The following is a 20,963-nucleotide window of genomic DNA, read 5'->3' as shown; positions in this document are numbered from 1 at the left end:
GCTCAGGGGTCAGGGTTCAGGAACCGGGGCAGGTGTCGCGGTACTCGCTGATCGTCGAGGAGGGCCGCGGGGGCGGGCAGAGGAACTGCTCGTAGCGGGTGTCGTCGTCCACGTACCGCTTGAGCCACGAGATGGCGTACTTCGCCACCGTCACATTGGGCGCCACGGGCGCCAGGTGGTCGGCGCCCTCCAGTTCCAGGTACGCCTTCTCTGGCGCGGCGCTCAGGCTGCCGTAGAACGGCTCGGCGTGCTCGGCCACGGGCGCGATGGCGTCGTTCTCTGCGCCGACGACGAGCGTGGGCACGGGGTCCTTCTCCCACGTCTTGTCGGTGTGCCAGGGCGTGAGGGGGACGGCGGCCTGGAGCGTCGGCCGCTTCTCGGAGGCGCGGAGGCTGGCGCCGCCGCCCATGGAGTGGCCCGCGACCGCGAGCCGGGAGGCGTCGATCCGGTCGCGTACGTCGCTCAACGTGGTGAGCCAGTCCAGCGCGCCGAGCAACTGGTCGGCGCGCTGGTCGGGGAAGTCGAGCGGCGTGTTCGTCTCCAGCGTCATGACGACGAAGCCCTGGGAGGCCAGCCGCGGCCCGAGCCAGCCGACGGCGGCCTCGGGGGAGACGAACCCCGGGCTGATCGCGACGGCGCCGAACGTGCCCTGCGAGGTGTCGGTGGGGTAGTAGACGGTGCCCTTGTTGAAGCGGCCGTCAGCGCTCTCGGGTACCGCCTTCTGGGAGACGGCGAAGGGACCGCGCTCGGCGGTGACGCTCGCCTCTGTGGGCGCAGGCCCGCGCTCGTAGGGGTTGCCGGGGCCCGCCTGCGCCTGCTGGGGCACGAGCGTCGCGGCGCCCGCGAGCGCGGCGACGGCCGTCACCAGCGCGACTCTGTTCTGCGTTCTCGTGGTTCTCGTCGTTCTCGTGGGGGTGCTCTTCGGTCTCATGCGCCGACAGTGTGTCCACGTCCCCGCCGCCGTTCTTCGCTTTGACGGGACATCTTGCGGCGCCGCGTTGTCATCGCGGCACGGACGCCCGCCGGACGGCGCGTCCGGCCGACACGCGGCGCCGGACCGGAACCGACGGGGCCACTGTGGTGAACAGGGTGGGTGTTCGGGGGATTTTCGGGGGTTCTTCGGGGGACTTCGGCGGGTCTTGGGTGGCCTCGGTGACAGGAGCGGCCGGGTGAGTCGGTAATGTGCCGCTGGCTACTGGTTCTGACGCGATGACCGAACGGAGGTGCGGTGCCCCCAGAGTCCAGCCATGTGCGCATCACCGCTCTCGCGGCCTGTGACGGCTGTGCGGTGGTACGGGTGAGCGGCGACCTCGACTATGTGTCCGAGCGGCAGTTCCTCACCTCGCTCGGTGCCGCGGCGGCGGCCGGCTACCGCTATCTGATCCTGGACGTGACCGCGCTGTCCTTCTGCGACTCGCGGGGCCTGTACTGCATGCTGAGCCTGCGCTGGCTGCTGCACCGCCGTGACGGCGCGCTCCTGCTCGCAGGTGTGGGGCGCAGGCTCGCCGATCTGCTGCACCAGACGAGCAGCGACACCCTGCTGTGCGCCTTCGACACCGTCCGTCAGGCGCTGGACACGGTGCCCGAGCACCACCGTCCCGTCTGGCCGCCGCAGGTGCCCTGCGGCCTCTTCGAGACCCCCGAGGTACGTGCCGAGCTGGCCTCGTCCGACCTGTCCGAGCGCATCCCCCCGCCGCCCGCGCCGCCCTCGGGCCTCGCCTGAGCGCACCTCGCGCAGAGCCGGGGAAGAGCGCTCCCGCACCGGAAGGGGTAGGGGTACGGGAGCGCTCGTCGGTGGTACTGGGCCGACGGCGGTCTACCAGATCTCGCCGACCCACTCCGGGTGGTCGATGAACGGGTTCCTGTTGTGCTGGAACTGGTCGAATATCACCTGGTTGCGGTTCTTCTCGAAGTCGTCCGGCGGGTCCTGCGTGCTCCACTCCTTGAGGACCGAGAGGCGGCCGATGTTCGGCTTCGAGCCGTTGTCCACCTCGTCGTTAGGCTCCAGGTCGGCGAAGCCGTCGTCGCCGTCGTAGCGGACGGCCATGTAGAGGATCATCCGGGCGACGTCGCCCTTGACCGCGTCGCGCGGCTCGTAGGAGTCGTCGTCGGTGAAGTTGCCCGGGGCCTCGTCGACCTCCGTGCCGCCCTCGTCGAAGTCCTTGTTGCCCCGGGTGCTGTTGACCGACACGTCGGTGGGCCGCAGGTGGTGGACGTCGGTGCCGGGGCCCGTGCTGGTGCCGAAGTCGCCGTGCGACTTGGCCCAGACGTGCTCGCGGTTCCAGTTGTCCGCGTCGCCGCCGTTGCTGTCCTTGGACTGGGAACGGCCGCTGTAGAGGAGGATGACGTTGGACGAGTTGTCGGGGTCCTGGTCGGTGACCTTGAGCGCGTCCCACACCTCGTCGTACGAGAGCTGGGTGGTGTTGCTGCTGATGATCTCGTGCAGCGCGGACTTGAGTTCGGGTCCGGTCTTGCCCTCCGCGTCCTTGTAGTACTCGTCGTCAGCGGCGGAACCGGCCCGGGCGGCGGCCGAGTGGGCCGCGGGCGACGCGGGTTCGGGCGTCGCCTGCGCCGTGGTCACGGTAGCGGCGGCGAGCGCGACGAGTACGGCTCCGGTGAGCCCGGTCAGGGTTCTACGGCGCGCGGTGGAACGTTTCGTCTGGTCCACGAAGCTGTCCTCTCCCCGAGGATGTGGCACCGCGCCGCCGAACGTGGGGGTGCGGAGCGGCACCGGCCGACGGGTCATCAGCCGCGGTGAAGCCTTCCACCGCCGCATCTCCTCGGTGCGACGGTGACGGAAGGGATCTGCGGAGAAACGGTGAACACCTGTTCCCGTTGGGCGGGAATGGCGGGCATGTCCCGACCCGTCGGCCGTCCGGCCCCGCCGTTCACCCCCGGGGCGCGGGGACCGCCGCCGTCACTCCCCGGAGGCGGCGGACCGTCCCGCGAGGGCGGGGGTGCCCGTGACACGGACGGGTGAGTCCTGGCCCGTCGCGTTGTGCTGCTCGGCCCAGTTGTCCAGCGCGGTGCGGCAGGCGTGGTCCAGGTGCCGCAGCCCGGTCAGGTCCAGCTCGACGGGCCTCGAAGGGGGCAGCGCCTCCAGCGTGTCCAGGATCTTGGGCAGCCGCAGGAACGTCGCGTTGCCGCCGACCGACACCACGAGCCGCCCGCCCGTCAGCTCGCGCACGTCCACGTGGACATGGGAGGTCTCCCACGCGGTCTTCACGACGGCCAGCAGCAGCCCGAGCAGCACACCCTCGAACATGTTGGTCACCACGATCGCGACCGCGGTCACCCCGAGGACGACCGCCTCGCCCCGGTGCTCGCGCCACAGCGGCGCCAACTGCCGTACGGGCACCAGCTTCGCGCCCGCGTGCACCAGCACGCCCGCGAGCGCGGCGACGGGGATGACGCCGAGCGCGGAGGGGAGCAGCGCGGCGAACAGCAGCAGCCAGAAGCCGTGCAGCACCCGGGAGAGCTTGGTCCGCGCGCCCGCCTGGACGTTGGCGGCGCTCCGCACGATCACGGCGGTCATCGGGAGCGCGCCCAGCGCGCCGCAGACCAGGTTGCCCGCGCCCTGTGCCATCAGCTCCTTGTCGTAGTCCGTACGCGCCCCCTCCCGCATGCGGTCCACGGCCGCCGCGCTGAAGAGGCTCTCGGCGGACGCGATGAGGGCGAAGGCGAGGACGGTACCGAGGAAGGAGAGCTGTGCCAGCGAGCCGAGTTCGCCCAGCCCTGGCGGCTGGATTGACGCGATCAGCCCGTGGACCTCGACCTTGGCCACGGGGAGCCCGGCCACCGCGGTCACCGCTGTGGCGAGGGCGACGGCCACGAGGGGGCCCGGCACGAGGCGGACCTTGGCGGGCAGCCGCTGCCACAGGACGAGGACGGCGAGGGTGCCCACGCCGACGCAGAAGGCCGGGAGCGCGGCGGGTCCGCTCACGATGTCGGCGGCGAGCCCCGGCAGCCCCGCCAGCTTGCCGAGGCCGCTGGTGGGCTGCTCGGCGTCGGCCATCGCGTAGACCTGCCCGAGAACGAGGACGAGGCCGATCCCGGCCAGCATCCCCTGCACCACGGCGACGGAGATCGCGCGGAACCAGCGGCCGAAGCGCAGGGCGCCGAGCGCGACCTGGAGCAGTCCGGCCGCGAGGACGATGAGGCCGAGCGCGGGAAGCCCGAACTCGCGGACCGCCTCGTAGACGAGGACGGTGAGTCCGGCGGCCGGACCGCTCACCTGGAGCGAGCTGCCGGGCAGGCAGCCGACGACGAGCCCGCCGACGATGCCGGTGATGAGGCCCAGTTCGGCCGGGACGCCCGAGGCGACGGCCACGCCGACGCACAGGGGGACGGCGACGAGGAAGACGACCAGGGACGCGAGGACGTCGCGCCTGATCACGGGGGGAGTGAGGGGGGAGAACGCGGGGATCCGGTTCCTCATGCTGGCCTGCCTCCTACGCGCTGCGCAGTGCTGCCGCGGCGCGCGTGGTGTGGTCGGGTCATGTCAGGGAACGGTGCGCCGGCCGGCACGTCGGCGTTGACGCGGCAGGGGAGCGGGCACGGCGGAGCGGGCCCCGCCGTGATCTTTCCGGGCACCGTGCGCCACACGATGGCGCACGCTTCCTGAAGGCAGCCTGAAGAGAAAAGCCCAGCGCACGGGGGCGCGGGGCGGGTTCCTGAACGCGCGCGGCCCGCACCCCGCCGGTGAGGAACGCGGGGTACGGGCCGGGCGCGCGGACTGTGGGCCGGGGGCCGGGGAGCCGGGGCGGGTCAGAGTGCGGAGAGCTCCGCCACCAGGTCGTCCAGGCCCAGCGAGCCCTGGGACAGCGCGGCCATGTGCCACTTCTTCGCGTCGAAGGCGTCACCGTGTGCCTTGCGGGCCGCCTCACGGCCCGTCAGCCAGGCGCGCTCGCCCAGCTTGTAGCCGATGGCCTGGCCCGGGATGCCCAGGTAGCGCACCAGCTCGCTCTCGACGAAGTCGGCGGGACGGCCGCTGTGCATGCCGAAGAACTCCTGCGCCAGCTCGGGTGTCCACCGCTCGCCGGGGTGGAAGGGCGAGTCGGCCGGGATCTCCAGCTCCAGGTGCATGCCGATGTCCACGATCACGCGCGTCGCGCGCATCATCTGCGCGTCCAGATAGCCGAGGCGCCGCTCCGCGTTGTGCAGGAAGCCCAGCTCGTCCATCAGCCGCTCGGCGTAGAGCGCCCAGCCCTCCGCGTTGGCACTGACCATGCCGACCGTCGTCTGGTAGCGCGACAGCTCGTCCGCGACGTGCGCCCACTGGGCCAACTGGAGGTGGTGGCCAGGAACGCCCTCGTGGTACCACGTCGAGACCAGGTCGTAGACGGGGAAGCGGGTCTCGCCCATCGTCGGCAGCCAGGTGCGCCCAGGGCGGGAGAAGTCCAGCGACGGCTGCGTGTAGTACGGGGCGGCGGCGCTGCCGGGCGGCGCGATGCGGGACTCGACGCGCTTGACGCGCTCGGCCAGCTCGAAGTGGGTGCCGTCCAGCTTCTCGATGGCCTCGTCCATGATGCTCTGGAGCCAGTCGCGCACTTCGTCCACGCCCTCGACGGCCTCGCCGTGCGTGTCCAGATGACGCAGCGCCTCCCAGGGGGTGCGCGCGCCCGGCAGGATTTTCTCCGCCTCGACGCGCATCTCGCCCAGCAGCCGATGGAACTCGGACCAGCCGTACGCGTACGCCTCGTCCAGGTCCAGATCGGCGCCGTTCCAGTAGCGGGCCCAGCGCGCGTAGCGCTCACGGCCCACCGTCTCCGGTGCGCCCTCGACGGCGGGCGCGTACACGTCGCGCAGCCAGTCGCGCAGCTCCCCGATGGCGCGCGTGGCCGCTCCCGCGGCCTCGGTCAGCTCCGCGCGCAGCGACTCGGGGCCCTCGCCCGCGAAGGAGACGAACCAGCCCTTGCCGTCCCCCTGCTCGTCCTCGCCGATCCACTCGCTGAGCTGGCCGGTCACCGTGGACACCTGGCGCGGGCCCGCGTACAGCTTCTTGGCGAGCCCGGCCTCCAGCGACGCGCGGTACCCCTCCATCGCCGCGGGCACCGCACGCAGCCGCGCGGCCACGTTCGTCCAGTCCTCCTCGGACTCGGACGGCATCACGGTGAAGATGCCGCGCACGGAGTGCGCCGGTGAGCTGAGGTTGCTGACGGCGCGCAGGCCCTCGTCCGCCTCGTGCACGGCCAGCTCGGCGGTCAGCCGCTCGCGCAGCAGCCGCGCGCAGCGCCGCTCCGCCTCGCTGTCCCCGCCGGGCCGCGCCTCCGCCTCGGCCAGCCGCTGGAGCGTCACCCGGCTCAGCTCCGCCAGCGCCTCCTGGCCCGCGGGGGAGAAGTCGGGCAGCTTGCCATGGCTCTCGGGCACTCCGAGATAGGTGCCGGTGATCGGGTCGAGTTCGACGAGCGCGTCGACATAGGCGTCGGCGACCTGGCGCGGCAGGGGCGCGGCATTCATTGCATCGGACATGCGCCCATCCTGGTACGGGGAAGCGCCCCGCGTCACCAGCATTGCGCCGTGAGCTGACGGATCGGCGCCGCGCCGTGGGCGAGGGCGTCGCGGGGGGGCGTACGTACGGCACGCGGCCGGTCGCCGCGCCGGGACGCGCCGGGGCGCGCCGGGAGCGGGACGTACCCTTCCGGGCCTGGGCCGTCCCGCTCCGGTGCTCAGCCCTCGGCGCCCTTCGTCGCGGGGGCCACGGGTTCAGCGGACGGCGCGGACGCGGGCACGGGAGCCAGCCGCGCTGTGATGACGAGCGTGCCCTCCTCCACCTGGTAGTCGAGCGGCAGCCCGAGGCCCCGCATCACCGCGACCATGGCGGTGTTGGACGACTGGGTGACGGCGTAGACGCACTCGGAGCGCGCCTCACCGGCCAGCGCGACCAGCCGCCGCAGCAGCTCCTCGCCGATGCCCCTGCGCTGCCAGGCGTCCTCGACCAGGAGGGCCACCTCGGTCTCGTCGCCGTCCCACAGCAGATGCCCCAGCGCCACCAGCTTGCCCGAGGCCGTCTCCACGGCGAGGGTCCGCCCGAAGCGCGGCGAGAGCAGGTGGCCCAGATAGCGGTCGGCGTCCTTGACGGGGCCGTGGTAGCGCAGCGCGAGGGTCCGCTGCGAGCAGCGCTCGTGCATCGCGCGGGCCGCGTCGAGGTCGCTGGTGTCCGCCCTGCGTACGGTGATCTCCTGCCCCTCCGGCAGGGTCAGCGCGTCACGGCTGCGCGGCATGCGGTGCCCCAGCCTGGCGTCCAGCTCGACGAGGGCGCGTGCGCGCGCGAACTCGGTCGGGGTGAAGGGCAGGTGGGGCCGCTCGACGACGATGGCCCCGCCCGCCGGGTCGGGCAGCCGCAGCGTGTGCTCCTCCATCACACCCTCCGGCGGCACCTCACCGGCCGCCCTGTGTCCGAACACGGAGACCGGGGGCAGCGACTGGATGGCGCAGCGCCCCAGCAACTGGCGCAGTGCGAGCGGGAGTTCCGCCGCGTCCAGCGCCGTACGGGTGGCCAGGCCGAGCACCCTGGCCGGGGCGTCCACCAGGTCGTGCGCGTCGGCGCGCTCCAGCCAGGTGTCGCTGCCGCCCGCGCGGGAGACGAACCGGGACAGCTCGTCGCCCTCCAGCGCCTCAGGGGCGCGCAGCAGGAACTCGTCCACGGTGCGGTCGCCGAGCGGGTGCGTCTGGAGGGAGAGGACGTCCACCCGGTGCTCCGCCATCGCCGTGCACAGCGCGGCGAGGGAGCCCGGTGCCTCCTCGACGGTCGTCCGCATCCGCCACAGCGAGGTCACCCCGCGCGTCGCGGAGTCCTCGCCGTCCGCCGGGGTGCGGGTGTGCGCCGGTCCGCCCGCCGTGCGCGGACCGTCCGTATCGGAGCCCGGCGGCGCGTGCGTGTGACGTCGTGACCACCATGTGTGGAACCCGGCCGTGGCCAGCAGCGCCGCGGCGGCGACACTCAGCGTGACGGGCCCCTCGGGGGCGTGCACCACGGTCTTGGCCGCGGTGTCGGCGACGGCGACGGCGGTGAACAGGGCCGCCAGCTCCACCATGTCACGGCGCCAGTGGTGGGGACGGTGTGGTTTCCTGCGCTTCGGGTTGTGAGCCATGAAACCACCCTCACGCACGGGTATTGCGTGATCAAGAACGCTCTGTGACCGACGGGTTAAGGGTGCATCTGGACGCTTAGTGCCCCATTGATACCCCTTTTACTTATCCCTTTCGGCCCTGTCCGTCGCGTCAGCTCGTGCGACGCGCCGGAGCACCTGCCCGCAGCGTCGCGCGTACGCGCGCTGGAACCACCGGAGCAGCGGGCCCGCCGCCCGTGTCCACCAGGTGCGGGGCCTGCTGAACGCGCGCACCGTCAGCACCACGGCGGCGTCCGGGCCCGCGCCGTCGCGGCTGACGAGGAACGCCTCCTCGCCGGAGACCGGGTGGCCCGGCAGCGTCCCGTAGGCCCACCCCGCCAGGCGTTCGCCCTCCGCCGTCCACACCACCCGGCACGGCCCGTACACCCGCAGCGGCCCCACGCCAAGACCCACGGTGACCTCGGCGCCCGGAGTGGCGCGCCCCGCCCGCGTGGCCCCCTTGGCTACGCGTACCCCCATCGCGCGGTGCATCCGCCACTCCATGAGGGCCGCTGCGGCGGCGCGGAACACGGCGTCGCCGGAGCCGAGCACCGTGCTCACGCGCAGCGTGCGGTAGCCGGGCGGAGCCGTGTCCTCCCAGGTCGCGCCCGTCTCCGCGTACGTGAGGCCCGTGAGGTCCGGGGCGCGCCGCACGGCGGGGCGCCCCGGCGTGCCCGGACTCACTGGCCTACGCGCCCCGGCTGGAGCACCTTCGTGAACAGGACCTCGCCGCCCTCCTCGCGCAGCCGGACCGTCATCTCGCCGCTCGACCCGTCGATGTCGACCTGCCCGTAGAACTGGCCGCCCTCGGACGGCGGCACGTTCGCCGTGCTCGGTGCCTTCGCGAACGCCTGCTTCGGGCCGAACGTGCCGTCCAGCTTCAGCGCGGGGAAGCCGCCCGCGTTCAGCGGGCCCGAGATGAACTCCCAGAACGGGGCGAAGTCGTCGAACGCCGCCTCCGACGGCTCGTAGTGCTGCGCGCAGGTGTAGTGCACGTCCGTGGTGAACCAGACCGTGCCGGTGATCCGCTGCCGCTTGATGTGCCGCAGCAGCTCCGCGATCTGGAGTTCCCTGCCCAGCGGCGCGCCCGGGTCGCCCTGCGCGACCGCCTCGAAGTCCGTCTTGCCGTCCGGGACCACGAGGCCGACCGGCATGTCGGAGGCGATGACCTTCCACACCGCGCGCGAGCGCGACAGCTCCCGCTTGAGCCACTTGAGCTGTGTCGCGCCGAGGATGCCCTGCGTGTCGTCGGCCTGGCGGCCCGGCGAGTTGGCGTTGCGGTACGAGCGCATGTCCAGCACGAACACGTCCAGCAGGGGACCGTGGTGCACCACGCGGTAGACCCTGCCCTCGTCGTCACCCGGGGGCAGGGTGGAGAGCGGGAAGTATTCGCTGAAGGCCCGCAGTGAGCGGGCGGCGAGGGTGTCCACGTCCTTCACGGTGTAGCGGGCGTCGTCCAGGATCTCGCCCGGGTACCAGTTGTTCAGCACCTCGTGGTCGTCCCACTGCACGACGGAGGGGACCTGCGCGTTGAAGCGGCGCAGGTTCTCGTCAAGGAGGTTGTAGCGGAAGTTCCCGCGGAACTCGTCCAGGGTCTCGGCGACCTTCGCCTTCTCCGGCGTGGTGACGTTCCGCCACACGCCGCCCCCCGGCAGCTCCACCTTCTCCACGATGGGGGAGTCGGCGTAGATGGTGTCGCCGCTGTTGAGGAAGAAGTCCGGGTCCAGACGGCGCATCTCCTCGAAGATCGGATAGCCGCCCCGGTCCGGGTTGATCCCCCAGCCCTGCCCCGCCAGGTCGCCCGACCACAGGAAGCGCACGTCCTCGCGCCTGCGGTCAGGGGCCGTACGGAAGGTGCCGTACACCGGCTCGCCCGTGCGGCGCGGGTCGTCGGGGTCGGCGAGCAGCACGCGGTAGTGGATCTGCTCGCCCGCGGGCAGGCCGCGCAGCGCGGTGCGCCCCGTGAAGTCCGTCTCCGGGCCCACCACGGGACCGTGCCAGCGCTTCGCGTTCCGGAACGACTCCGTCGCCGACGTCTCCACCACCATCCGCGCCCTGCGGTCGGCACGCGCCCACACCAGCCCGGACGACGTGGTCACGTCACCCGCCTGGACGCCCCACCTGGCGCTCGGCCGCCCCGCGAGTGCCTGCGCGGGCGCCGCACCGGAGAGCGCGGGCAGCGAGAGCGCGGCGGAAGCGGCGAGCGAGCCGCGCAGCACCGCGCGCCGCCCCGGGGCCGGAACCGGGGCCGGGCCCGGGGCCGGGGTTCTGCCGGTGGTCGGATCGTCTTGCGCCATGGGACGGGCCTCCTGGTGGTGGTCAAAGGGTCGGCGGCTCACGTATAGCCGTTTCGTGTGCCCCACACACGACGCCCCAGTGAACACCGACGCCACAGCGGACATAAGGGTTCCGGCCGAACGGCGTGGTCGTACGGCGTGGTCATATGGCGTGTGCGGTGTCGGACCCTCGTCCTAGGATTCCGCGCAATGACTGCCGAACGGATACCGCACGTACCTCCGCACACCTTCCAGGTCGACCTGCGCGGGCTCGTGGACCTCCTCTCCCACCACCTCTACTCCAGCCCCAAGGTGTATCTGCGCGAACTGCTCCAGAACGGCGTGGACGCCATCACCGCGCGCCGCGCCGAGGAGCCCGAAGCGCCCGCGACCGTCCGCCTGTACGCGGCGGACGGCGCTCTCCGCGTCGAGGACAGCGGTGTCGGCCTGACCGAGAGCGATGTGCACAGCCTCCTGGCCACCATCGGGCGCAGCTCCAAACGGGGCGACGAGGCCGGTCTGGAGACGGCGCGCGCCGAGTTCCTGGGACAGTTCGGCATCGGCCTCCTCGCCTGCTTCGTCGTCGCGGAGCGGATACGCGTCGTCTCCCGCTCGGCACGCCACCCCGAGGCCCCGCCCGTCGAGTGGCTGGCCCGCGACGACGGCTCGTACACCGTGCGCACCCTGCCCGACGAGGCCCGTGCCGAGCCCGGCACCACCGTGCACCTCACCGCGCGCCCCGGCGCCGAGGAGTGGCTGACGGAGGAGCGGGTCGCCGAGCTGGCCCGCCACTTCGGGGCGCTGCTGCCCTATGACGTGCGCGTCGCCGACAAGCCCGTCACCGACAGGCCCCCGGTCTGGGAGCGCCGCCACTCCGGGCCCTCCGCGCGGCGTGCGGCGCTCGCGGCGCACTGCCACGAGACGTTCGGCTTCTCGCCGCTGGACGTCATCGAGCTGGAGGTGCCGCTCGCCGGGGTCCGCGGTGTGGCCTATGTGCTGCCCTCGGCCGTCAGCCCGGCGCGGCGCGGCGCCCACCGCGTCCACCTCAAGGGCATGCTGCTGACGGAGCGCGCCGACGAACTCCTGCCCGACTGGGCCTTCTTCGTCCGCTGCGTCATCGACACGGACAGCCTCCGGCCCACCGCGTCGCGCGAGAACCTGTACGCCGACGGGACGCTGGAGGCCGTGCGCGAGGCGCTGGGCGGGCGCATCCGCGAGTGGCTCGCGGGCCTCGCGGCGGGCGACCAGGAGCGGCTGGGCCGCTTCCTCGCCGTGCACCACCTGGGCGTCAAGTCCCTGGCCAGGCACGACGAGGACATGCTCAGGCTGATGCTGCCCTGGCTGCCGTTCGAGACCACCGACGGACAGCTCTCCCTGGAGGAGTTCGCCAAGCGGCACCCCGTCGTCCACTTCACCCGTGGCGTCGAGGAGTACCGCCAGGTCGCCGCCATCGCCTCGGCCCAGGGCATCGGCGTCGTCAACGGCGGCTACACGTACGACAGCGAGCTGGTCGAGCTGCTGCCCAGGGCCCGCCCCGGCACCGCCGTCGCCGAGCTGGACACGGACACGGTCACCGCACACCTCGACACCGTGGACCCGGGCGAGGAACTGGCCCTCGCGCCGTTCCTCGCCGTCGCTCGCGCCACCCTGGACCCGCTGGGCTGCGACCCCGTGCTGCGCGCCTTCCACCCCGTCACCGTCCCCGCGCTCCACCTCGAGGACAGGGGCAGCCGCCACGAGGCGGCGCGCGCCGAAGAGGAGGAGGCGGCCGACGGGCTGTGGGCGGGCATCCTCGGCTCGCTGCGCGGCAGCGCGCCCCGCGCCCGGCTCGTCCTCAACCACCTCAACCCGCTGGTGCGCCGGATGGCCTCCGTCGCGGACGAACGGCTGGCGGGCACCGCCGTGGAGGCGCTCTACGGGCAGGCGCTGCTCATGTCCCAGCGACCCCTGCGCCCCACGGACTCCGCGCTGCTCAACCGCACCTTCCTCGGCCTCCTGGACTGGGCCGTCCACCCGGCGGAGCCGCCGGGGCACGAGGGCGGCCCGCGCGACGAGAGCGCCGACCGGCGCGACCAGAGCACCGAGCGCCACGAGAGCAACGAGAGCAACGAGAGCGAGGAGGGCCGATGACGGCACCGTCCGCCGACCCGTCGATCGAGGAGATCCGCACCGCGCTGCGCGAGAACGACGCGGAGCCGGAGGGGCGCGTGCGCAACGCCCGCGCCGAGAAGCTGCTCGCCGAAGCCGAGGCCACCGGCGACCGCCCCCTCCTCATCGACGCGCTCTTCAACCTCGTCTCCGCCTACAACTTCAGCTCCGAGTCGGACAAGTCGTTCGTGCCGTTCGCACGCCTGCTGCGCATGTGGGACGAGCGTCCCGGCGACTTCGGCGAGTGGGCCACCCACCATCTGCACTGGATCTTCAAGTGGGTCTCCAGCGGCATGGTCGACCAGCCGCACATCCCGCTGGAGTCCATCGAGCGCTGGCAGTCCGAGATGGAGCACCGCTACCGCGTCGCGGGCCACTCCGAACGCGCCGTGCGGCAGGGCGACTTCACCATCGCCCGGCACATCGGCGACACGGACCGCGCCGAGCGCGCGTACGCCGCGTGGCTGGCCGCCGACCGCGACGAGATGAGCGACTGCCACGCCTGCGAGCTGCACCAGCAGGGAAGCTGGCGCCAGGAGCGCGGGGACGACGAGGAGGCCCTGCGGCTGTGGCGGCCCGTACTGGACCGCACCCACACCTGTCTGCACGAGCCGCACGGCGTCCTCGCCTCCTCCCTGCTGCCCCTCGTGCGCCTCGGCCGCCTGGAAGAGGCACGCTCCCACCACGTGCGCGGCTACCGCATGGTGCGGAACCTGGAGAGCATGCGGGACGCCGTGGCCGAACACCTCGCGTTCTGCGCCCGTACGGGAAACGAGCCGCGCGGACTGGAGATCCTCGCCGAGCAGCCCGGCCACTGGGACCCCTCGGGCGACCCCGACACCTACCTCGACTGGACCGTCTCGGCAGCGCTGCTGACGCGGCGCCTGGTGGACCTCGGCCACGCACGGCAGCCCGTCCCCGGGCCTCCGGGGCGCGAGTGGACCGCCGAGTCCCTGCACGCGTACGCGTCGGACGAGGCCCTGTCGGTTGCGGCCCGCTTCGACAAGCGCAACGGCACGACGGTGGTCAGCGACGAGGCACGCGCCCGCATGGCGGGCCAACCGCTGGTGGAGCGGCTGCCGCTGGGGGTGCGCGGCGCCGCGCTGGGCGCTGGGCCTGTGGCGTCCGGGCACGTCCCGTCGACGGGGTCCGACGAGGGGGCTCCGGGCGATGGCAGGGGCGACGGTACGGAGGCGTCCGGCACCCGCACACCGGCCGACGCCGCGCCCGCGACCGCAGCCGCGGCCGACGACCCCCGCGCCCTGCTCGCCGAGGCACGCCGCCTCAGCGGCGCGGGCCACCCCTCGGCCCTCGACGCCTGGCGGCGGCTGGAGCGACGCGTCGCGGACGATGGCGCCGCGGACGGCGGCGCCCCGCTCAGCCCCGTCGAACGCGCCGAACTGCTCGACCACCGCGCCATGGAGCTGGCCCGTACGGACCCGTCCGAGGGCGCAGCGCGCTTCCAGGAGGCCGCCGACGTCTTCGCCGCCGAGGGCGAGGAGGGCCACGCGCTGGCGTGCCGGGCCCGCGCCGCGCTGGCCACCGCCTTCGCGGGCCGCCCGGACGAGGCGCTGGACCTCCTGGAACCGCTGTGCGCCGAAGCACTCGCCGCCCACTCCGACGGCCGGGCCAGCACCCAGCACGCCACGGCCGTCCTTCTCTCCCGCGCGCGGATACGGGGCGGGCTGCTCGGCGAGGCCGAGGACCCGCACCGGGCCGCGGCAGAGCTGGACGCCGAGCTGGCCGGCCTGATCGCCCTGGCGGAGCCCGACCGCGCCGAACCCGCCGTCCTGGCCCGTATCGCCGACGCCACCGAGTCGCGGGGCCGGCTCGCGGGCCAGACCGGCGACGCGCGGGGTGCCGCCGGGCTCTTCGCCGAGGCCGCCGCGCTGTACCACTCCGCCGGGCGCCCCTGGCAGGCGACGGGCTCCGAACTGGCCCTCGCGCAGGCACTCCTGGGTCTGGCGGAGGCCGACGAGGCGGAGGGTGTGCTGCGCGGCGCCCTCGACGACGTGGAGCGCGCGGCCCTGCTGGCCCCCGAGGAGACGGCACGCGTCCACCTCGCGCTCGCCGACGTCCTGGCCTTCCAGGACCGTGCCGGTGAGGAATCGCTGCACCTGCTCGAAGCCGCCCACTGGGCCGACGCGGCGGGCGACAGCGCCGGACTCGGCGGCCACGCACGGCTGCGCCTGGGCGGCACCTACCTCGCGCTCGACCGCTGGGAGGAGGCGGCGACGGTGCTGGAGGCCGTACTGCCCGACCTGCTCGCCGAGCACGCCGAGGGCGACGTGGTGCAGGCACGCTGGTGGCTGGGCCAGGCGCACTCCCGGATGGGCGAGTCCCGCGAGGCGGCCGAGCAGTTCCTGCTCGCGGCCGACACCGCCAAGGAGTGGGAGGACCAGCGCGACCACGCGATGCTCGCGCACCTCGCCGCCGACGCGCTCAAGAACGCCGACCTGCGCGCGGAGGCCACCCGCGCCTACGAGCGCGCCGAGGAACTGTGGCGCCCGCTCGGCGAGACCTACGCCGTCGTACGGTCGCTGCGCTCCCGCGCCTGGATCGCCCTCGGCGACGACGGGGACGTGGAGACCACCGCGGTCACCAAGGCCATCGAGCTGATGGCACAGGCGCTGGGCGAGGTCGAGCGGGGGTTGCAGAGCGAGCAGGACCAGCGGGCCAGGACGCGCCTCCAACTGGAACTGGGCCAGACCTACCGGCAGACGGCCGAGCTGCTGCTCCAGACCACCGAAGGGCCGCCCGACGAGGACGGGGACACGCCCGAGCAGTACGCGATGAACCTCGCCGCCTACCGTGAGGCCGTGGTCTACACGGACCACGCCATCGCCGTCTTCCGTTCCTGCGGCGAGACGGGGCTCGCGGACCGTACGGGGGCCGAACTCATGGCCGCCTGGCTGGAGACCGACCTCGGCCGCGTCGAGGCGGCGGCCTCCCGCGCCCGCGACGTGCTGGACGCGTACCCGGAGCGGCCCGCCGCCGACGGCACGCGGGACACCGACGGGGACGGGGGCGGGGACCCCACGCCCGCCGCCCGGCGCCGCGAGGCGCGGGCGGTCCTCAGCCATGCGCGAGTGGAGGGCGAGGGGGCGTAGCGGGGGCCTGGCGGGGCGGGTCCGGGGCGCGCGCACGCCCCTGTTGCGACGAGGGGTCTAGGTACCGGGACCGAGGCAGGGTCGGGCAGCGGGCCGATGCCGCGGTGCGCAGGCCCGGCGTACGGTCCTGGTACGGGGCACTGGCCCGCCGCGCGGGCCGCCTGCCTGGTGCGGCGCCCCGGACCACGCATCCGCCCACCCCCTCCGTGCTCCCGACTCCCGACTCCCGCAGACGAGGAGACCTCATGCCCCTGAACGGCAGCGCCCCGGTCCGTATCGCCCGCCCCTCCCGCGACCTCGCGGCGGCCGAGCGGTTCTGGACCCGGGGGCTCGGACTGGAGGTGCTGTTCCGCAAGGAGGCGGCGGCCGCCGAGGACGGGCCGGGCGCCGAGTACGGGCTGCTGATGCTGGGCTGGCGCGACGCGGGATGGCATCTGGAACTGGCCGACTGCCCAGGTGACCCCGTGCGGCCCAGCCCCACGGACGAGGACCTGCTCGTCGTCTACCTCGACGGGCCCGTGCCACCGGAACTCCTGCGCGCGCTGGAGGAGAACGGCGGCAAGCGCGTGGCGGCGCGCAACGCCTACTGGGACACCTGGGGCGTCACCGTAGAGGACCCCGACGGCTACCGGCTGGTGCTCTGCACCCGCCAGTGGTCCAACGCCGGGGAGTGAGGCGCCCGGAGACCCGGCCCCGGCCCCGGCCCAGTGGCCTCACGCCACCGTCACCGCCACATGGGCCAGCGTCTGGGTGAACCACAGCGCGCCCTCGACGCGCAGGGGCCGCAGTCCCGTGGCCTCGCCGTCGCCCGCCAGCTCCGCCTCCAGCGCGCGCGTGATCCGTTCCGCGGCGGCGGACGGCGTACGGGCCTGTTCCAGCCAGGGGCGCAGTGGCCGTGGCATGTCGAAGACCTCGCGCCGCTCTGGCGTGCCGCCGGCGGCGGCGAGCAGTTCCTCGATCCTGTCGGCCGTCAGGAGCGTGCCGTGCGAGGGGTCGCGCAGCCGCTCCCACAGGTCGGGCTCGCCAGGCGCGGTCGGATCGACGACCATGTCAGCGACCACGACCCGGCTGCCCCGTCGGCACACCCGCACCAGCTCGGCCGCCACCCGGCCCGGCTCGGGGACGTGGTGCAGCGCGTAGCGGGAGACGACGAGGGTGAACGAGCCGTCCAGGAAGGGCAGCCGTTCCGCTTCGCCGCGCTGGAAGACGAGGTTGCGCAGCCCGATGCCGTCCGCCTCCGCCTTGCCGGAGGCCAGCATCTCGGGCGTGAGGTCGAGCGCCGTGACGTGCCGGGCACGGGCCGCCAGCGCCCTGGCGACGATGCCCGTGCCGCACGCCGAGTCCAGGCAGACGTCCTCGGGACCGGCGCCGGTGAAGTCCACCAGCCGTTCCAGATGCCGGGTGAAGGCCCCGTTGAGCGCGCTGTTCTCGAAGGTCTCCGACTGCCGCGCGAACTCCCGCAGGGTCAGCGCGTGCTGCCGCGTGCGCTCCTCCGGTACGGGGTGCTCCCGCCGTTCACCGTCAGCGTCCGCTTCCGTTTCCGTCATCCCCGTGCCGCTCTCCCGTGCGCTCGCCCGTGCCAGGTCCCGGTTCCGGCCCGGTTCGCGGGCCCGCGTGGTGAGGCTCCGTCAGGCGGCCCGTGGACGTCAACCGTCGCGCGCCGACGGCCTGCGGTGAGCTGTTAGTCGTCATCTGTTATCTGTTACTTGTCAGCCGTCAGCCGTCAGCCGTCAGCCGTCAGCCGTCAGCCGTCAGGCGGACTTCACCGTGTCCGCGATGACCCGGGCCACGACGGCGGGGTCGTCGTTCATCGGCACGTGGCCGCAGCCGCGCAGCCGGACCAGGCGCGCGCCGGGTATCACCTTCTTGGCCCGTACGCCCTGACGGCGCAGCAGCAGCCGGTCCTTGTCACCCCAGCCGATGGTCACCGGCACATCCGGTATGTCGTGCGTGAACCGCGACTCCGGCAGCTTCCCGGCCTCCAGCGTCGCAGTGAAGGCCGTGGCCTCCCGCAGCGCCCGCGTCTCCGCCACGACGGCCTCCGGCGAACGCCGCCCCGGCCGGGCGTATATCGAGCTGGTGAGCGCGAAGCGTCCGGCGGCCGTGCGCGCGAGCTGCCGCACCAGCGCGTCCGGCATGGCGCGGGCGCCCGCGCGCATCCCGAGCAGCACCCCGAACGCCCAACGGCGCTCCCACTCGGCCCAGAACCCGGCAGGGGAGAGCGCCGTCACCGAGCGCGCCTGGCCGTGCAGCGCGAGTTCCAGCGCGAGCAGCCCGCCCAGCGAGTTCCCCACCACGTGCGGGCGTTCCAGGCCGAGCGCCCGGAAGGTCTCGGCGAGCAGCGGAACGACGCCCGCCGCGTCGTACGGCTGCCCCTCGGCCAGCGCGGGCGAGGTCCCGAACCCCGGCAGGTCGAGCGCCACGACCTCGTGCGAGGCCGCCAGGACACTCAGCACCGGCTCCCACGCCTGCCAGTGGTGGCCGATGCCGTGGAGCAGGACGACGGGCTCGCCGCTGCCCCGGCGCTCGTACGCGACGTCGAAGGCCGGACGCCCCACGGGCGACACGCGCACCACGGACTCGGAGACGCGGACGGGAGGGTGCGGAGAGGCGATGGCGGGCATGGTCCACTCCTCGTGGAGGTCGGGCGCCGTGGCGCGGCCGGACTGCCGGACGGGCTGAGCGGCTGGCTGGCAGATGTTCGTAGACACGATGTCAGCAAGTCGTCCGGCGCGGAACCCTGTTCGCGCACATGTCCGGGGGGTCACCTGTGCCCTTTTCGCGGGGGTGTCATGATGACCAGGTGACAGCAGACGACGCCGACGCGGACACCGTCGCCGCGGTCGATCTCTTCGAGGAGCACAGGGCCGTGCTCGAAGGTGTGGCCTACCGCATGCTGGGGCGCGTGGCCGACGCCGAGGACGTGGTCCAGGAGGCGTGGCTGCGCTGGTCGGCCGCGGACCGCTCGGCCGTGCGGGAACCGCGCGCCTACCTCGTCCGCGTCACGACGCGGCTCGCCATCGACAGGCTGCGCCAGGTCCAGGCGCGCCGCGAGACGTATGTGGGGCCCTGGCTGCCCGAGCCGCTGCCCACCGACACCAGTTCCTTCGCCGCGCGCACCGCACCCGAGGGCGCCTCGCGCGCGGTGCTCACCGAGTCCGTCTCGCTCGCCATGCTGGTGGTGCTGGAGTCGCTGACGCCGCTGGAGCGCGCGGTGTTCGTGCTGCGCGAGGCGTTCGGCTTCCCGTTCGCCGAGATCGCCGCCGCGCTGGACCGGGGCGAGCCCGCCGTGCGTCAGCTCGCGACGCGGGCCCGTCAGCACGTGGAGGAGCGCAGGCCGCGCTTCGAGGTGGACCCCGCCCAGCAGCGCGACGTCACCGAGCGCTTCCTCGCGGCGGCCACCGGGGGAGACCTCGACGGGCTGTTGGCCCTCCTCGCCCCCGACGTGCGCCTCGTGAGCGACGCGGGCGGCAAGGCGAAGGCCCCGGTGCGGATCATCACCTCGGCGGACAAGGTCGGGCGCTTCCTGGCCGCGATCGGTCCGGAGGGCGGGGAGTACGTCTCCGTCTTCATCGAGGTCAACGGCGGTCCGGCGCTGCTCCTCCACCAGGACGGGCGGCCCTACGCGGTCTTCGTGCTCGACGTGGTGGACGGGATGGTCCACAGCGTCTATCTGCTCGCGAACCCCGACAAGATCGCGCACTTGCCGGTGACCGGGCGTGAGTAGGTGAGGCACGGGGGACCCCGGCGCGATTGATCCTGCCGGGGTCCGTCTGCCCGGCGCCGTACTCGTCGGCTTCGGCGCGGACCCGGCAGAGCGGGGCGGCCGGTTCAGCCTGCGAGCTGCCGCAGCCAGTCGCGCAGCAGAGCCGTCTCCGTGTCCCGCAGCGGCACCCCGGCGCCCGCGGCCGGGGGCCCGGTGGTGAGCGCGGTTTCCAGTGCGGCGTCGAGGGCGAGTGCGCGCGAGGCCAGGTCCGACCCGGGCGGGGCGGGCGAGTCCGTGGTGACGGAGGCGATGACGGTGTCCCGCAGCCGTACCGAAGGGGCCAGGTCCCGCTCCGCGGGCTCTTCGCCGATCAGCGCCAGCGTGGCACCCGTGGTCGCCGCGTGGATGACGCGGGTCGCCTGCTCCACCGGAACCCGTAGGCGCCCGGCGTCGGCCGCCTGACGCAGCAGACTCACCAGCAGGGCGTGCGCCTCGTCCGCGGCCGGGGGCCGCCGTCCGGGCTGCACCGTGCCGTACATGAGCATGTAGAACGCGGGGTGCCGCAGTCCGAAGTCGACGTGCAGGTCCCAGCCCCGGTAGAGGTCCGCCACCGGGTCGTCGGGGGTCAGCGCCAGTGCCTCCCGTTTCTCGGCCAGGTACATGTCGAATCCGTAGGTGGCCAGCTCGGCCAGGAGCCCGTCCTTGTCGTCGAACATCCGGTAGAGCGCGGGGGCTGTGATGCCCGCGGCCGCGGCGACGGCGCGCGTGGAGACCGCTTCACTGCCGCCCTCCTCCAAAAGCTCGGCGGCCACCTGGAGCACCTGGCGCCGCGCGGTGCGTCGTCCCTCGTTCATGGAACGACGATATCGCATTTTGCGTAGCGGCGCCTTATCAGTGCTACGGTTTAAAGCGGAACGACGATTCACGCTGCTGGTGCTCGGCGCCGGCCCGCGGCTCGTCGCCCGTCGGCAGCACTACGGAACGCGCCGCCATCGCGGCAGGAGAGGAACACCCGTGTCCGACATCTCGATCGTCATCGCGTCGCATTCCGGCTACGGCCACACCGCGCAGATCGCCACCGCCGTCGAGGACGGCGCACGCTCCGTCACCGGGGCCCGGGTCCACCGCGTGGACGTCGCCTCCCTCGGCGACGCCGACTGGGAGCTGATGGACGCCGCGGACGCCATCATCTTCGGCACCCCCACCTATATGGGCACCGCGTCCGGGGCGTTCCACGCTTTCGCCGAGGCCACCAGCAAGCGGTGGATGACCCGCGCCTGGAGCGACAAGCTCGCGGCGGGATTCACCAACTCCGGCTCCATGAGCGGCGACAAGCTGCACACCCTTCAGTACCTCTCGCTCCTGGCGGCCCAGCACGGAATGCTCTGGGTGAGCCTGGACCTCCTGCCGGGCTGGAACACCACCACGGCCGGCCCCCAGGACGACAACCGCCTCGGCTTCTACCTCGGCGCAGGCGCACAAAGCTTCAACGACACGCCCGCGGTCCATGACGCGGACCTGAACACCGCCCGCCACCTCGGCCGGCGCGTCGCCGAGCACACCCGGATCCACCGCGCCGGACTGACCGCCGCGGCGCACTGACACAACGGTC

Annotated in this window: 16 protein-coding genes; 6 read left to right on the top strand and 10 right to left on the bottom strand. The window is 73.4% G+C overall.

What is annotated here, in order from left to right; translation table 11 throughout:
• Positions 1-16 precede the first annotated feature (16 nt).
• Complete coding sequence (locus tag ACWGJ2_RS12275; RefSeq protein ID WP_453345971.1) at positions 17-931, bottom strand: alpha/beta hydrolase family protein; 915 nt, start codon at positions 929-931, stop codon at positions 17-19.
• Between the two features lie 297 nt (positions 932-1,228).
• Between ACWGJ2_RS12275 and ACWGJ2_RS12270 the strand changes: the two genes are divergently transcribed.
• Positions 1,229-1,723: an STAS domain-containing protein gene (locus tag ACWGJ2_RS12270; RefSeq protein WP_453345970.1), complete on the top strand. Its 495-nt coding sequence runs from the start codon at positions 1,229-1,231 to the stop codon at positions 1,721-1,723.
• A gap of 93 nt (positions 1,724-1,816) precedes the next feature.
• Here the strand turns inward: ACWGJ2_RS12270 and ACWGJ2_RS12265 are convergent, their stop codons facing one another.
• From ACWGJ2_RS12265 to ACWGJ2_RS12240, 6 genes are all read right to left on the bottom strand, one after another.
• The gene (locus ACWGJ2_RS12265; protein WP_453345969.1) at positions 1,817-2,668 is read right to left on the bottom strand and encodes an endonuclease I family protein; all 852 of its coding nucleotides are present in this window, start codon (positions 2,666-2,668) and stop codon (positions 1,817-1,819) included.
• A gap of 249 nt (positions 2,669-2,917) precedes the next feature.
• Positions 2,918-4,438, bottom strand: a complete 1,521-nt coding sequence (locus ACWGJ2_RS12260; protein ID WP_453345968.1) for a SulP family inorganic anion transporter — start codon at positions 4,436-4,438, stop codon at positions 2,918-2,920.
• Positions 4,439-4,767: 329 nt separating this feature from the next.
• The gene (locus ACWGJ2_RS12255; protein ID WP_453345967.1) at positions 4,768-6,471 is read right to left on the bottom strand and encodes a DUF885 domain-containing protein; all 1,704 of its coding nucleotides are present in this window, start codon (positions 6,469-6,471) and stop codon (positions 4,768-4,770) included.
• 197 nt (positions 6,472-6,668) lie between these two features.
• Positions 6,669-8,093: a GNAT family N-acetyltransferase gene (locus tag ACWGJ2_RS12250; RefSeq protein ID WP_453345966.1), complete on the bottom strand. Its 1,425-nt coding sequence runs from the start codon at positions 8,091-8,093 to the stop codon at positions 6,669-6,671.
• Positions 8,094-8,192: 99 nt separating this feature from the next.
• Positions 8,193-8,795 carry a DUF1990 family protein gene (locus ACWGJ2_RS12245; RefSeq protein ID WP_453345965.1) on the bottom strand — a complete coding sequence of 201 codons (603 nt, stop codon included), beginning with the start codon at positions 8,793-8,795 and terminating at the stop codon, positions 8,193-8,195.
• Positions 8,792-10,408, bottom strand: coding sequence for an alkaline phosphatase D family protein (locus ACWGJ2_RS12240; RefSeq protein WP_453345964.1), 1,617 nt, complete (start codon positions 10,406-10,408; stop codon positions 8,792-8,794). The genes ACWGJ2_RS12245 and ACWGJ2_RS12240 overlap by 4 nt, the downstream gene beginning before the upstream one ends.
• Positions 10,409-10,597: 189 nt before the next feature.
• On the opposite strand from ACWGJ2_RS12240, the gene ACWGJ2_RS12235 reads away from it, so the two are divergent.
• The 3 genes from ACWGJ2_RS12235 (at position 10,598) to ACWGJ2_RS12225 (ending at position 16,319) form a co-directional block, all read left to right on the top strand.
• Positions 10,598-12,517 (top strand): HSP90 family protein, encoded by a 1,920-nt coding sequence (locus ACWGJ2_RS12235; RefSeq protein ID WP_453345963.1) that lies wholly within the window; start codon positions 10,598-10,600, stop codon positions 12,515-12,517.
• Positions 12,514-15,645: a tetratricopeptide repeat protein gene (locus ACWGJ2_RS12230; RefSeq protein ID WP_453345962.1), complete on the top strand. Its 3,132-nt coding sequence runs from the start codon at positions 12,514-12,516 to the stop codon at positions 15,643-15,645. The genes ACWGJ2_RS12235 and ACWGJ2_RS12230 overlap by 4 nt, the downstream gene beginning before the upstream one ends.
• A 245-nt stretch (positions 15,646-15,890) precedes the next feature.
• A complete protein-coding gene (locus tag ACWGJ2_RS12225) occupies positions 15,891-16,319 on the top strand; it encodes a VOC family protein (protein ID WP_453345961.1) in 429 nt (142 codons plus the stop codon).
• 39 nt (positions 16,320-16,358) lie between these two features.
• Here ACWGJ2_RS12225 and ACWGJ2_RS12220 read toward each other — a convergent pair whose 3' ends face one another.
• Both ACWGJ2_RS12220 and ACWGJ2_RS12215 read right to left on the bottom strand, forming a co-directional pair.
• Entirely contained in the window at positions 16,359-17,192 is an 834-nt protein-coding gene (locus ACWGJ2_RS12220) for a class I SAM-dependent methyltransferase (protein ID WP_453345960.1), read from the bottom strand.
• A gap of 204 nt (positions 17,193-17,396) precedes the next feature.
• On the bottom strand, positions 17,397-18,269 hold the full coding sequence (locus ACWGJ2_RS12215; protein ID WP_453346034.1) for an alpha/beta fold hydrolase: 873 nt from the start codon (positions 18,267-18,269) through the stop codon (positions 17,397-17,399).
• Between the two features lie 179 nt (positions 18,270-18,448).
• Here ACWGJ2_RS12215 and sigJ point away from each other — a divergent pair, with 179 nt between their 5' ends.
• On the top strand, positions 18,449-19,372 hold the full coding sequence (gene sigJ / locus ACWGJ2_RS12210) for an RNA polymerase sigma factor SigJ (RefSeq protein WP_453345959.1): 924 nt from the start codon (positions 18,449-18,451) through the stop codon (positions 19,370-19,372).
• 104 nt (positions 19,373-19,476) lie between these two features.
• On the opposite strand, the gene ACWGJ2_RS12205 is transcribed toward sigJ, so the two are convergent.
• Positions 19,477-20,205: a TetR/AcrR family transcriptional regulator gene (locus tag ACWGJ2_RS12205; RefSeq protein ID WP_453345958.1), complete on the bottom strand. Its 729-nt coding sequence runs from the start codon at positions 20,203-20,205 to the stop codon at positions 19,477-19,479.
• Positions 20,206-20,365: 160 nt separating this feature from the next.
• Between ACWGJ2_RS12205 and ACWGJ2_RS12200 the strand changes: the two genes are divergently transcribed.
• Positions 20,366-20,953 (top strand): flavodoxin family protein, encoded by a 588-nt coding sequence (locus ACWGJ2_RS12200; protein ID WP_453345957.1) that lies wholly within the window; start codon positions 20,366-20,368, stop codon positions 20,951-20,953.
• The last annotated feature ends 10 nt before the right edge of the window (positions 20,954-20,963 follow it).

This window comes from Streptomyces sp. NPDC054796 (genome assembly GCF_053611545.1).
Note: the sequence above shows the minus strand (reverse complement) of the source record. Positions and strands in the feature narration are given on the sequence as shown.

Excerpts from the sequence above, each read along its gene's own strand:
- ACWGJ2_RS12275 (WP_453345971.1), bottom strand. The coding sequence starts at position 931 with ATGAGACCGAAGAGCACCCCCACGAGAACGACGAGAACCACGAGAACG.
- ACWGJ2_RS12250 (WP_453345966.1), bottom strand. The coding sequence starts at position 8,093 with ATGGCTCACAACCCGAAGCGCAGGAAACCACACCGTCCCCACCACTGG.
- ACWGJ2_RS12205 (WP_453345958.1), bottom strand. The coding sequence starts at position 20,205 with ATGAACGAGGGACGACGCACCGCGCGGCGCCAGGTGCTCCAGGTGGCC.
- ACWGJ2_RS12240 (WP_453345964.1), bottom strand. The coding sequence starts at position 10,408 with ATGGCGCAAGACGATCCGACCACCGGCAGAACCCCGGCCCCGGGCCCG.
- ACWGJ2_RS12220 (WP_453345960.1), bottom strand. The coding sequence starts at position 17,192 with ATGACGGAAACGGAAGCGGACGCTGACGGTGAACGGCGGGAGCACCCC.
- ACWGJ2_RS12260 (WP_453345968.1), bottom strand. The coding sequence starts at position 4,438 with ATGAGGAACCGGATCCCCGCGTTCTCCCCCCTCACTCCCCCCGTGATC.
- ACWGJ2_RS12255 (WP_453345967.1), bottom strand. The coding sequence starts at position 6,471 with ATGTCCGATGCAATGAATGCCGCGCCCCTGCCGCGCCAGGTCGCCGAC.
- ACWGJ2_RS12230 (WP_453345962.1), top strand. The coding sequence starts at position 12,514 with ATGACGGCACCGTCCGCCGACCCGTCGATCGAGGAGATCCGCACCGCG.
- ACWGJ2_RS12215 (WP_453346034.1), bottom strand. The coding sequence starts at position 18,269 with ATGCCCGCCATCGCCTCTCCGCACCCTCCCGTCCGCGTCTCCGAGTCC.
- ACWGJ2_RS12225 (WP_453345961.1), top strand. The coding sequence starts at position 15,891 with ATGCCCCTGAACGGCAGCGCCCCGGTCCGTATCGCCCGCCCCTCCCGC.
- ACWGJ2_RS12235 (WP_453345963.1), top strand. The coding sequence starts at position 10,598 with ATGACTGCCGAACGGATACCGCACGTACCTCCGCACACCTTCCAGGTC.